This window comes from Wolbachia endosymbiont (group A) of Tromatobia lineatoria, from assembly GCF_964028565.1.
In the GTDB taxonomy this organism is placed as follows: domain Bacteria; phylum Pseudomonadota; class Alphaproteobacteria; order Rickettsiales; family Anaplasmataceae; genus Wolbachia; species Wolbachia pipientis.
This window is the reverse complement of sequence record NZ_OZ034791.1, coordinates 286,376-298,505: the sequence shown is the minus strand read 5'-3', so window position 1 is coordinate 298,505 and position 12,130 is coordinate 286,376. Positions and strand designations below refer to the sequence as shown.

The 12,130-nt window shown below is 35.9% G+C and carries 11 protein-coding genes and 1 tRNA gene; 8 read left to right on the top strand and 4 right to left on the bottom strand.

Translation table 11 applies throughout. From position 1 onward, the window contains the following. Positions 1 to 88 precede the first annotated feature (88 nt). On the top strand, positions 89 to 406 hold the full coding sequence (locus ABWU48_RS01560; protein ID WP_010082444.1) for a hypothetical protein: 318 nt from the start codon (positions 89 to 91) through the stop codon (positions 404 to 406). A gap of 6 nt (positions 407 to 412) precedes the next feature. Here ABWU48_RS01560 and ABWU48_RS01555 read toward each other — a convergent pair whose 3' ends face one another. Together ABWU48_RS01555 and ABWU48_RS01550 are read right to left on the bottom strand one after the other, a co-directional pair. After that, positions 413 to 1,684 carry a M16 family metallopeptidase gene (locus ABWU48_RS01555; protein ID WP_353288437.1) on the bottom strand — a complete coding sequence of 424 codons (1,272 nt, stop codon included), beginning with the start codon at positions 1,682 to 1,684 and terminating at the stop codon, positions 413 to 415. After that, positions 1,681 to 2,301, bottom strand: a complete 621-nt coding sequence (locus tag ABWU48_RS01550) for a superoxide dismutase (RefSeq protein WP_010082437.1) — start codon at positions 2,299 to 2,301, stop codon at positions 1,681 to 1,683. The genes ABWU48_RS01555 and ABWU48_RS01550 overlap by 4 nt, the downstream gene beginning before the upstream one ends. A 921-nt stretch (positions 2,302 to 3,222) precedes the next feature. Here ABWU48_RS01550 and ABWU48_RS01545 point away from each other — a divergent pair. The 7 genes from ABWU48_RS01545 to ABWU48_RS01515 all read left to right on the top strand — a co-directional run bounded on the left by ABWU48_RS01545 (position 3,223) and on the right by ABWU48_RS01515 (position 11,476). Next, complete coding sequence (locus tag ABWU48_RS01545) at positions 3,223 to 4,629, top strand: cytochrome ubiquinol oxidase subunit I (protein WP_006280502.1); 1,407 nt, start codon at positions 3,223 to 3,225, stop codon at positions 4,627 to 4,629. Further along, positions 4,622 to 5,644 carry a cytochrome d ubiquinol oxidase subunit II gene (cydB, locus tag ABWU48_RS01540; RefSeq protein ID WP_353288509.1) on the top strand — a complete coding sequence of 341 codons (1,023 nt, stop codon included), beginning with the start codon at positions 4,622 to 4,624 and terminating at the stop codon, positions 5,642 to 5,644. The genes ABWU48_RS01545 and cydB overlap by 8 nt, the downstream gene beginning before the upstream one ends. Positions 5,645 to 5,894: 250 nt before the next feature. Continuing rightward, positions 5,895 to 6,779, top strand: a complete 885-nt coding sequence (era, locus tag ABWU48_RS01535) for a GTPase Era (RefSeq protein WP_010082484.1) — start codon at positions 5,895 to 5,897, stop codon at positions 6,777 to 6,779. Then, positions 6,772 to 7,593 carry a 3'-5' exonuclease gene (locus ABWU48_RS01530; protein WP_353288436.1) on the top strand — a complete coding sequence of 274 codons (822 nt, stop codon included), beginning with the start codon at positions 6,772 to 6,774 and terminating at the stop codon, positions 7,591 to 7,593. Before era ends, ABWU48_RS01530 begins: the two co-directional genes overlap by 8 nt. Positions 7,594 to 7,800: 207 nt before the next feature. Further along, complete coding sequence (locus ABWU48_RS01525) at positions 7,801 to 9,780, top strand: porin (protein WP_353288435.1); 1,980 nt, start codon at positions 7,801 to 7,803, stop codon at positions 9,778 to 9,780. Between the two features lie 771 nt (positions 9,781 to 10,551). Next, positions 10,552 to 11,358, top strand: a complete 807-nt coding sequence (locus ABWU48_RS01520; RefSeq protein ID WP_010962809.1) for a DUF2163 domain-containing protein — start codon at positions 10,552 to 10,554, stop codon at positions 11,356 to 11,358. Between the two features lie 31 nt (positions 11,359 to 11,389). After that, positions 11,390 to 11,476, top strand: a tRNA-Ser gene (locus tag ABWU48_RS01515). 106 nt (positions 11,477 to 11,582) lie between these two features. Here ABWU48_RS01515 and ABWU48_RS01510 read toward each other — a convergent pair. Both ABWU48_RS01510 and ABWU48_RS01505 read right to left on the bottom strand, forming a co-directional pair. Next, entirely contained in the window at positions 11,583 to 11,834 is a 252-nt protein-coding gene (locus ABWU48_RS01510) for a hypothetical protein (RefSeq protein WP_022626339.1), read from the bottom strand. Next, positions 11,804 to 11,953 (bottom strand): hypothetical protein, encoded by a 150-nt coding sequence (locus ABWU48_RS01505; protein ID WP_285520262.1) that lies wholly within the window; start codon positions 11,951 to 11,953, stop codon positions 11,804 to 11,806. The genes ABWU48_RS01510 and ABWU48_RS01505 overlap by 31 nt, the downstream gene beginning before the upstream one ends. Positions 11,954 to 12,130: the final 177 nt, after the last annotated feature.

Here is a 12,130-nt window from a genome sequence, read left to right as displayed (position 1 = left end):
TGTGCGTTGCATTTTTTAATCTTCTTTAAAAACTTGACAATACATGACAACACTGTTATGTTAAAAATATAGTTTTTGTGAGGTATTTATGGTTAACAATAAAGAAAAACATCAAATAGCGTTTTGCGTTTCAGCCGTTACATTCTTAGCTGGGTTATCATTAATCGCAACTGCAATTGCAGTGGGTACCGTACCTGCTATAGCTGCTTGTCTAGTGATAGGAGGAATTTTGACTGTCTTGTCTGGTGTGCAAGCAGTAGAAAGCTATTTATTTTTACGAAACAGCGAGAAAACTTTGAATAAACTGATAAGTAATATACGCGATGAACCAGAAAGCAAACTTTTTATAGAAAGGATTTTGCAACCGTTCATTGAACTTTTTAGTGAGCTTAAGCAACATAATTAAAGTACACTAAGCTTTAAGCATAGAAACCACTTTATCGTAACTTGGCAATGATTCAATTTCTCCAATTGCAGCTAGAGTGGTTTTTTCATGCTGAGATAACAATTCTTCTGCTGCTTTTTTTACGTTAGCAGTGGTAACTGCACTAATTTTTTCTATTAATTCATTTTTACTGATGTACCTATTATAGTTACCGTAGTAGTGTCCCAATGTTTCAGCACGTGAGCTAACACTTTCGCGTGACATTAAAATTTGGGATTTTACTCGCTCTTTCACTCTATTTACTTCTTCTTCCTTCAGATCATCTGTAGACAACTTCTTCAACTCTGTCGTTATAGATTTTAAAAGCTTATCTAAGTTACTACTGTCTGTACCAGCAAAAATGGAAAACATTCCTGTATTAGTATAGCTGGAATTAAATGAATAAACAGAGTAAGCTAATCCCTGCTTTTCCCTTACTTCCTGAAATAAACGTGATGACATTCCGCTCCCTAATATAGAATCAAGCACTTGAAACGTGTGATATTTATCGTCATGGCGAGAAACACTAGGTAGACCAATTAGCAAGTGTACCTGATCTAATTTACGATGTTCTAAATACTCACCACCAGTACAGCTCGCATTTTGGCTTTTTTTCAGCTTTTTAGAATGAATCTTTGAGAGAAAATCTTTGGTTAATGCAACAACTTCTTCATGTTCAACATTTCCTGCAACGGCAAATAGCATATTCTCACCAAAGTAATGCTCATTTATGTAATTATCTAGATCTCCTCGAGTAAAAGATTTTACAGTATTTTGCGTGCCTAAGATTGACCTACCAAATAGTTGGTCTTTATAAGCTGCCTCAAAATATTTGTCGAAAATAATGTCACTTGGTGAATCATTAGTTTGAAAAATCTCTTGTATTACAACACCCTTCTCACGTTCCAATTCATCTTCTGGAAACGTGGAATTCATCAATATATCTATTAATATATCAATACCAGTTTTTATGTCTTTCTTGAGGACTTTTGCATAATAGGTGTTGCTTTCCCTACCGGTGCTAGCGTTGAAAACTCCACCTATGTCATCAAAAGCTTTTGCAATTTCAAAGGCAGTTCTTGTCTTCGTCCCTTTGAAAGCCATGTGTTCTAAAAAATGGGATATTCCATTTTGCTTTGCACTTTCTGCTCTACTGCCAACACCAACTCGTATGCTTAAAGCTACGGAATCAATACCACGCACCTGCTCAGTTATTATGCGCAGACCATTATCTAATTTTGTTACCCGGGGTATATTCATCTCATATATTCTTCTAAGTTCTCTTCTGCAAAATCCCAATTAATCAAATGATCAAGGAAAACTTTTATGTAGTCAATTCTACGGTTTTGACAATCTAAATAATAGGCGTGCTCCCACACATCCATAGTGAGTAGTGGCACTTGGCCATAAATTATTGGCAAATCTGCATTTGGAGTCTTGGTGATTTTGAGCTTTCCTAACCTACCTTTTTCGAGCACTAACCATACCCATCCACTGCCAAACTGGCTTACTCCATGACTCGAAAATTCTTCATAAAATTTATCAAAGCCACCGATATCGTCTTGAATTTTTTTTGCTAGAAGACTACCATCTTTAGGCTTACCACCACCATTTTTTTTCATTGAATTCCAATAAAAAGTATGGTTCCAAACTTGTGCTGCATTATTAAATATAGGCAAGTTGCCGCTATTACCATGCACTTTTGTTATTAATTCCTCAATTTTTACATGTTGATAATCCGTATTTTCAACTAGCTCATTGAGTTTATTTAAATATCCTTTATGGTGCTTATCATAATGAAAATCTAAGGTTTTTGCAGATATATAAGGCTCCAAAGCTGTTTTATCGTATGGTAATTCAGGTAAAGTAAAACTCATAAAAACCTCTTTATTTCTAACCTACTTGGATGGTAGGGCAATATATGCTTTTGTGCAACATATAATTAATAGCTAAAACATTTAGGTATCTATTGCATTATTCTAAATTATACTACAATAACGATTATTATATAAGCCATAGAAATGGATTAAATGCAAAAGTTACTTGACACCCTTCGCCAACCCCCTTATCATGAAACTGAAGCTATTTATTTATCTTCTCTGTACAGATTAAATGACAAAAAAACTCACGTATCTGGCGTCTCATGTTTAATTTTTTGCACTATGTGCACCTTATGTCTTATAAAATTTCTACCCACATAAGCTGAAACGCGCTTATAAAGCGTTTAAAACATAAAAAAACGCCAACTTAAAAAATGGATAGTGAATAACTAGCTACCCTAGGGTTTCTTTTGCCTTTTTTTTCTGTTTAGTAAATTTCTTAACGTTTATAATTTAGATTAGTTGCGGTTTAAAAGTAGCTGAATCGCGGTTATTAAACGTTTAGAATAAAAAAACGCCATACTTGAAAGTATAATGTAAGTAATTAGCCAACCACGGGGCTTCTTTTGCCTTTTTCTCCGCTTGGTAAATTTCTTAATGTTTATACGGAAGGTGTCATTCCAGCGCGTGACGCTGGAATCCCAAAAAAAGGATGATGTCATCCGAGTAGCTGACACTGGGATGACATCATAGGGGCGCTGGCCTGACAATCGTCATTCCGCTACGTGTTAGCGGGATCTAGAGATACCGTGACGGTATGACAAGGGAGAACAGTTGTATTCCTGCACAATTTATTCTCATGACAAAAACGTCTTAACTTTCTCTCTACTTTTTCTGGGTAAGGTCAATTTTGTGAAAAAATGGATTGAATTATAGGCAGATTTGGCTATTATTTGTAATACATGGGTATTAGGTAAAATGTTTAAATTTGATCCTTTATTATTAGCTCGAATTCAGTTTGCCTTCACAATAGGCTTTCACATTATATTTCCTGCTTTCACGATCGGGCTTGCAAGTTTTCTAGCCTTTTTGGAATGGTGTTGGCTTAAGACTGGTGATACACGTTTCCGTGATGTTTATAAATTCTGGATCAAGATTTTTGCCGTTGCTTTTGGCATGGGAGTGGTATCTGGAGTTGTAATGTCATATCAACTTGGTACCAATTGGTCGATTTTTTCTGACCGCATAGCCAATGTTCTCGGCCCTCTATTTTCCTTTGAGGTTTTAACAGCCTTTTTTCTGGAGGCATCTTTTTTGAGTATTATGCTATTTGGATGGAATAGAGTAAGTTCTCGTATGCACTTTGCTTCTACTTGTATTGTTGCAGTGGGAACGCTTATTTCAGCTTTTTGGATTATTGCGGCCAACAGTTGGATGCAAACACCCGCTGGATTCACGATTGGTGAGAATGGTCTCCTATATCCAACCAATTGGTTAGAGATTATTTTTAATCCTTCTTTCCCTTATCGCTTTATTCATATGGTAACAGCAGCCTATCTTACAACAGCTTTTGTGGTTGGTGGTGTAGGAGCATTTTATCTTTGGAGAAAACGACATGCTCCTCAAGCAAGAATTATGCTTGGTATGGCAACCATTATGGTAGCTTTAGCTGCACCATTTCAGCTGTTCATGGGAGATAGGCATGGATTAAATACACTAAAGCATCAACCTGCTAAGATTGCTGCAATGGAAGGTATATGGGAAACCGAAAAAGGGGCTGGCTTACTTTTATTTGCTTATCCGGATCAGCAAAATGAAATTAATCACTACGAGATAAAAATTCCTAATCTTGCCAGCTTGATCTTAACACATGATTTTTTAGGAGAAGTAAAAGGATTAAAGGAATGGAAAAAAGAAGATAGACCACCTGTAGTATGGGTATTCTGGTCCTTCCGTATAATGGTTGGAGTTGGAATTTTAATGATCATAATTGGGTCAGTAAGTGTTATACAGTATCTTCGTGGCAAATTATTCCAAAGTTGTTTCTTACATGGATGGTGGATATCAATGATGCCGTCTGGGTTCATAGCGTTACTTGCAGGTTGGTTTACTACTGAAATTGGCCGTCAACCTTACACTGTATATGGAATTATGCGCACAATTGAATCATTTTCATCTGCGATTACCGGTCCTCAGGTTGCATGGTCTTTGATTGCATTTATCGTTATGTATACCCTTATATTTGGAGCAGGTAGTTACTATATTCTGAAACTTATATACAAAGGAATTCCTGTCATTAAAGAAGAAGAGCAATTTTATAAACACGGTATTGGAGCTTCAGTGATTGATGCTGGTACATCTGGAAAGGACAACAATCATGTTTGATTTTTCTTCCTTAATTAATTTACCCCTAATCTGGGGATTACTAATTGCCATAGCTGTTTTACTGTATATTTTAATGGATGGGTTTGATTTAGGTATTGGTATTTTACTTCCTTTTGCACCGTCAGATAAATGCCGTGATCACATGATAAGCTCAATTGCACCATTTTGGGATGGAAACGAAACATGGTTGGTATTGGCTGGTGGAGGGTTGTTTGCTGCTTTTCCTCTTGCATATTCAATATTAATGCCTGCTTTTTATATTCCAATCATTATTATGCTGCTTGGCCTTATAGTGCGCGGAGTATCCTTTGAGTTTCGTTTTAAGGCAGAAGGAAAATACAGGCGATTATGGGATTATGCCTTTCATTTTGGGTCACTTGGTGCTGCATTTTGCCAAGGCATGATTTTAGGTGCATTTATACATGGTGTAGAAGTAAACGGACGCAACTTTTCTGGTGGCCAATTTGATTGGGCAAGTGCTTTTAGTGTAATGACAGGCATTGCTGTGATATTTGGATATGCACTTTTAGGTTCTACATGGCTAATAATGAAGACAGAAAATATAACACAAGAATGGGCACGCAAGGTTGCTTCTTATACGCTTGGTTTTGTAGGTATTTTCATGGGACTAGTGAGTGTAGTGACACCATTTTTAAATGAACGTATTAAAAACTTTTGGTTTAGCATGCCAAATTTTTATTATTTATTTTCTATTCCATTACTCACATCTTGGCTATTTTTCATGCTGTGGTTTGATCTTCAGAATACTAAACGGGAGTACCGTCCATTCTTTCTCAGTATTGCTATTTTTTTTATGGGATATTTAGGTTTAGGAATTAGTATCTACCCATGGATTATACCTTTTCAATATACCATTCTGGATGCAGCCGCTTCTGGGCCAAGTTTATCTTTAATGCTCATTGTTATAATACCGCTTTTACCAATCATTTTAACTTACACTGGTTATTGCTATTATGTCTTTCGTGGAAAATCAAATTATGAACACACATATTAAGGAGTTAGTGACCTTATGGTTAAAACGTTACCCTTAAATCAAGCAGTCGTTCAGGCAATGGCGTCAACTCAAGAACCTTCATTAGCAAACCCTCCTATGGATTTTCTGAAAAGTTTTTGAGTATATTGTATTTTTAATTTGTAGAATAAGTTTTTTTCCTTTTTGCATGCTAACCAAAAAGGGTTCTGTCATCCTTCTTGTCATATAAGTAGCTTGACGCGGGCATTCAGTTTTCTTTATAATTTTCTTTGTGAAAGAACAAAAATGCTTATTTGTAACCATAGCTGGCTTACCAAATGCTGGGAAGTCTACATTAATTAACAGCATCATAGGCAAGAAAATTGCAATTGTCACCCCTAAAGTGCAAACAACAAGGACGCAAATAAGGGGTGTTGCAACATGCAACAACACACAAATTGTCTTTACTGACTCCCCAGGAATTTTCTCAGCAGAAACAAAACTTGAAAAAGCTTTAGTCAAATCTGCATGGTCGGCAGTTAAGGATAGTGACATCACTTTGTTGCTTGTTGATGTAAGCAATTATTTGAAAAATATAGAAAGAATTAAGACTATATTTATGCGGCTGCAGCGCACAAAAGGCAGATGCATTTTGGTTATCAATAAAACTGATTTGGTAAAAAGGCCTGAATTAAAGATGGCGCATGAGCATCTGAATTTGCTTTATAAATTTGAAAAGGTTTTTATGATATCAGCATTAAAGAATGATGGACTTTCTGATTTGATGAATTACTTGTCTGAAGTTGCATCGGTGAGCCCCTGGTTTTATGAAGAAGATCAAATAACCGATTCCTCGACAAATTTTTTATCAGCAGAAATTACGAGAGAAAAATTATTCTTGAACTTGCGTGAAGAATTGCCATACTCTACAGCTGTTATAACTGAACAATTTGAGGAAAAAAAAGATAAGAGTTTAGTCATCAAACAGATCATATTTGTGTTGAAAGATAGTCATAAAAAAATAGTACTAGGAAAAGATGGCAGTAATATTAAAAAAATTAATATCGAAGCGCGTGCTGAACTAGAAAAATTATTTGAGTGCAAGGTACACCTCTTTTTATTTGTGAAAGTGCGACCTTGGATCGACCGTCCGGAGGAGTATATAGGCAATGCTTAATTCTTTATTGGTATTTGATATTGAAACTATACCAGATGTAAATTCCTGCAAAAATTTACTCAATATTAGTGATGATAGTAGTGTAGAAGAGAAGAGGGATGCATTAACAAAATATCATCTTGAAATAACAAACGGGCAAAACTCTTTTCTGCGTCAGCCTTTTCACCTTGTTGTAGTTATTAGTTTTTTACTTTGCAATATAAGCTACCAGAGTGGTTATGAGGTGTTCACACTGCAAGAAATAAGATCTGGAGGCACACTAAATTCCAGTGAAAAGGAGCTAGTGAAAGGATTTTTTAACTACATATCAGAGAAAAAGCCAAGATTAGTTTCGTTCAACGGACGCACTTTTGATATACCAGTGCTGAAGTATCGTGCTATGATCCATGGCATTCAAGCAGAATATTTTCATAAAGCTGGCGATAAGTGGAATAGTTACAATCAGAGATATAGCAGTGATTGGCATTGTGATTTGCTTGAATCCCTCTCTGATTTTGGAGCTTCTGCGAGAGTAAAAATGAACGAAGTTTGTGCAGCATTTAATCTTCCTGGTAAGATTGGAGTTGATGGGTCACAAGTTATGGACTTATACGATAGCGGCAAGATACAAGAGATTCGAGATTATTGTGAAACAGATGTAATTAACACTTATTTGATTTACTTAAGGTTCATGCATCATCAGGGAAGGATTACTACTGAAAGCTACAACAAAAGTGTGGAAGAGCTACTTTTAGAGTGCGAAAAAAAAGAATACCTAAAGAAATTTAAAGAAGAATGGCAAATAACTTGTGGTGGAAAAATTTTACTTCCATAGAATAAATAGTCGAGTTATAATGCACTAACAAGCGAACCTCTGTACTAAATTTTGGTTAATATACACGTTGAGCATATTAAGAAAGTTGCTTTTAAGGTATTGCATTTTACTTTTATTTTCGTTATAAGGTTGCTTTAAGTTGAATTTTCAACATTTTTATACTATTTACATTTAAGATATGATTTCGAAATTTTTTGGGGGCACTTCATGAAAAAGTCTATGTATACTAGAACTGCTCTAGTTTCTTTATTAACTTTATGTTCTTTCAGCAGTTTTGCAGCTGACTTTCCTGATGAGAGTATGAAGGAAATAAAAAAGCAAGAGAGCACAAAAACTTCTGGAAAAGTGGAAGTTATGAAAACATCAAATAAAAAACTGAAAGAAAAGATGGACAGAATATGTAATGCTGATCCAAGAAAAAAAGCTGAAGAGCTTAAGAAAAAAGAGGAGCTAAGATTAGCAGCCGAGCAGAAGAAAAAAGAGGAGATCAGGCTAGCAAATGAGAAAAAAGCAAAGCTTATAGAGGATTCAAAAGCGAAAGCTCTAAACGCTAAGAATTCTAATATAGAAAAAGGTAAAGTTTCAAAAACTAAGCGTTCTAAAACTAAGAATGCTAAAGTTGAAGCTAAAGATGTAAAGAAGGATATAAAAGTTGTTAACAAAAATACAGAGGAAAAAGGTAAGGCAAGTCCTGTTGTTTCAGTTGGTGGAGTTGATATTATCGATACCAATCAAGGGCAAAGTAATTTAAGAATAACTTTTGGTGGTGTTGTTGATGCTCAAGGTTATGGCAAAGCTGGACCAAGTGGCGCAGATTATAAACGTTATAACGTTATGCCAAACAGATCTACAGAGTATTATAATGCCACTCCAGATATAACAAGAGGAGCAAATCCAATATTCTATGAAGGAATAGGAAATATTGGTGATTACAGCAACGATATGGGTATGATTGCTGACGCGATATTGCACCTCAGAGCAGAAAATAAGAATGAAGATTTAGGTCTTCTTTATGGTGCTGACGTGCAGTTTCATGTTCCAGTGACCGAAGGTAAGGGAGCTTCACAGGGTGTTTATGCTGCAAAAGGCAGAAGTGCGCATGTGTTTGTTAACTCAAAATATGGTGACGTGAAGCTTGGTTACCAATTTGGTCCTGAGGCTCTGATGAGGCTTGATGCAACAAGAATTGCGACTGTTGACGGAGCTGCAGATAGTGACTGGTTCAGAAAAGTGAACTTAGAAGGAAGCGCTGCTAGCTTTCCATTTTATGTAACACCACGTCTTTACACTGAAAGTTTTTCGAGTGAAAGTGAAAAATTCTCTTTCCGCATGGCAGGGAAATATAACAAAGGCGTTATGACTACACTGCCATTTAGAGTTGCTTACTACTCACCAAATTATATGGGCGCAAGATTTGGTATCAGCTACTCACCTCGTTATGATAGTGGTTTGTTTACTGTAAAAGAAACAGTTTCAGAAGATAAAGGCGGTAAGATAGAACATAAGGAAACGATAAAGCATGTCGGCCCAGACTATGAGCACATAGTAAGTGCTGGTGCATCATATGAATATGACTTTGATAAACATAACATAAAAGTTAAAACTTCTGCAGTTGGTGAATATGGCTTTCCAAAGCAACCAAGTAAAGATAAGCATCTTTATAAGGAATTTGTGGAGTATAATGACCTGATGGGTGTTAATTTTGGTGTAAGCGCTGATTATAAGATTAATGAAGATCAAGGCGTAAAGTTTGCTGCCTCTTTTGCATACTTGGGCAAATCTGGTCAACCGAAGGGTATTAAAAAATTAATTGGTGATACCTATACGGAAATTGATAGTAAAGATGCTACTGATGGCAAAAGAGTGGAAGGGCTGAAAGCTCAATTTGGTAAAGATAGTATAGATACCATGTATTGGACTGTAGGAGCTGGGTATCAACATGAGAATATCTACACAAGTTTGACGTATTTTGGCAGCAGAATGAATGACAAAGATATGCTTCATGATGGTGCACTTGGCGTTCAATATGATCTGTCTCCTGCATGCAGTAAGAGCAAATTTGTTCCTTACGCAGCTCTCCATTATTTTATGACTAACGAAACAGGTAAGCTGAAAGATGAGTCTGATGCTGATGTACTTTCTAACCAAGGAATTCTCCTTCTTACTGGTGTGAAGTTTTCTTTCTAACCAGCCAGTACACACCACAGTTAACTGTGGTGTATTCTTGTCTGTTAGTGTTTATTTGTCGATCAAATAAACATATGGTGTCCTCTCTCCTGTCATCCCAGTGCGTGACACACAACTGTACGAACATTGTGATTTGAGGACACTCCACCAAGAAGGATGTCATCCCAGTGCCCAGACACTGGGATCCAGCTTTCCATGCAACTTCATCAAAAGCGTTTATTCAGCATAAGATCAGCCACTTTTTATGCTCACCAAATCAGTTTGCTTACTTACAAGCAAAATTTCCTGGATTCCAGTGGGCTTTGTTGCATCGCTACTTATGAAAGGCTAACTATAGTTAGGATTATAAGTAACCTATTGAAAATCTTGTTTTTTTGCAATCAATCTGATCAAATTTAAGAATAGTAATTTATTATTTACATTAATAAATTTAATTCTATTGAAAATAGCTAAAGCATTGAAATTCTTGAATTTTAGCCGGATTAGTGAGTGGTAGTGAAATTTCTTTTACTCAAATTTAGGTATTCACTGACCGTTCTTGTTATAAATACCAGAATAATAAGCTACTGATATTCTCCATCTTTTTTATCTTTAATCCATCATAGCTAGCGATGCAACAAAGCCATTCCAGTGTCAAGCACTGGAATGACACCCTATGGTCACCGGAATGACGCTTTATGGCTACTTAGATGATGAGAAAAGAACACACTGCCCTTATTCTACTGGCCGTATAGCTACTTTCAAATTTAATCAATTAAGCAGGAGGCCCCTATGCAAACCACACTAAAAAATCATTTAGCTGGAGAATTACTTACCACCGCTACGTGCTGGAAATTAAAGCTCGCAGGTGGAGAAGTAATGGGATTCACTGACTATGATGAAGATTTAAATATTGATAATATACTCTATAAATCTTCAAGTGGATTTACAGCCAGTAGTATAATATTAAACAGCGATTTGAAAACTGATAATCTAGAAATTGAAGGGATATTAAATAGTGCTGATATTAAAGAAGAAGATGTTTTATCAGGAAAGTACGACTTTGCAAATATTGAAATATTTCTTGTGAATTATAAAGACTTGACCCAGGGAACAATGAATCTACATTCAGGAATTTTTGGTAAAGTGACATTAAGTAGTGGAAGATTTATTGTTGAAATTAGAGGGCTTTCAGCAAAGCTTGAGAGAAGCATAGCAGAATTATACTCTCCTGCATGCAGAGCACAATTTTGCGATGATAAATGTAAAGCCGATACTAAAAAATTTAGTAAAATAAGTACAATCACTAAAGTAATAGACGAAAGAAGATTTGAAGACACGAATTTAACTGAGAGTGATGAATATTATAAGCACGGAGTAGTAAAATTCTTTGGCTCAATAGCGTTTGAAGGTGTAGTAAAAGAATATAAAAATAAAGTAGTTACGTTGTTTACTTCGCCTCCATACCAAATTTTTGCTGGAGATAAATATTCAATACTCGCAGGTTGCGATAAAACATTTCCAACTTGCAGAAGCAAGTTTAACAATACTGTGAATTTTCGTGGTGAACCCTATATACCAGGTTTTTATATTGTTTAGCAGTACAATTTTCAATATTATGAATAAGCATGGAAAGGTGGCTGAGTGGTCTAAAGCACACGCTTGGAAAGCGTGCACATATGAAAATATGTCGGGGGTTCGAATCCCCCCTTTTCCGTATGTTACTTCTAGAATAGTATAAAACCCCCGGTCGCGCACACAACTGTACGAACATTGTAATATGGTACAATGTTACAACTATGCGGTGGTAATTTACGATAAATTCATGTAGCCATTTCAAATTTAGCCATACCAATGTCAGTAAATTGATTAAGCAAATAACACTTGAGTAGCAGTTCCTTCCCACGATTAATTTCAGATTTGTTCCGAAAATTAAACCCGAATGTTTGTTTCAGTCGCGAGAAAAAACTTTCTACATAAGATCTTTTTCCGTAGTTTGTTTGCCTTTTCCACCTCTTCATTCCATCTTCGCTGTATGACTTTATTAGTCTAATTGCAGCATTTCTCTCTGCCATACTTTGGATGCTCTGCTGCATTGTTTTTTTGGAGGAATTTTTGTCTTTATGCCGCATTCATCACACAATTTATAGAGTTTATGTCTGTCATATGCTCTGTCTGCATATAGTGCTTTTATGGCATGCTGAAAATTAACTCCTTTAAGTAAATCGCAAGCTCCATAGTGATCAGACCGTTACTGTATTTTGCAGCTATGGCTTTTTTGCTGTTTATATTCAACATTACATGCAATTTTCTTGTCTGTTCATAACCACGATATTTTCTGTCAGCGCTATTTTCCTTGCTGTGTGTTGTT

Excerpts from the sequence above, each read along its gene's own strand:
- ABWU48_RS01560 (WP_010082444.1), top strand. The coding sequence starts at position 89 with ATGGTTAACAATAAAGAAAAACATCAAATAGCGTTTTGCGTTTCAGCC.
- ABWU48_RS01555 (WP_353288437.1), bottom strand. The coding sequence starts at position 1,684 with ATGAATATACCCCGGGTAACAAAATTAGATAATGGTCTGCGCATAATA.
- ABWU48_RS01550 (WP_010082437.1), bottom strand. The coding sequence starts at position 2,301 with ATGAGTTTTACTTTACCTGAATTACCATACGATAAAACAGCTTTGGAG.
- ABWU48_RS01545 (WP_006280502.1), top strand. The coding sequence starts at position 3,223 with ATGTTTAAATTTGATCCTTTATTATTAGCTCGAATTCAGTTTGCCTTC.
- cydB (WP_353288509.1), top strand. The coding sequence starts at position 4,622 with ATGTTTGATTTTTCTTCCTTAATTAATTTACCCCTAATCTGGGGATTA.
- ABWU48_RS01530 (WP_353288436.1), top strand. The coding sequence starts at position 6,772 with ATGCTTAATTCTTTATTGGTATTTGATATTGAAACTATACCAGATGTA.
- ABWU48_RS01525 (WP_353288435.1), top strand. The coding sequence starts at position 7,801 with ATGAAAAAGTCTATGTATACTAGAACTGCTCTAGTTTCTTTATTAACT.
- ABWU48_RS01520 (WP_010962809.1), top strand. The coding sequence starts at position 10,552 with ATGCAAACCACACTAAAAAATCATTTAGCTGGAGAATTACTTACCACC.
- ABWU48_RS01510 (WP_022626339.1), bottom strand. The coding sequence starts at position 11,834 with ATGGCAGAGAGAAATGCTGCAATTAGACTAATAAAGTCATACAGCGAA.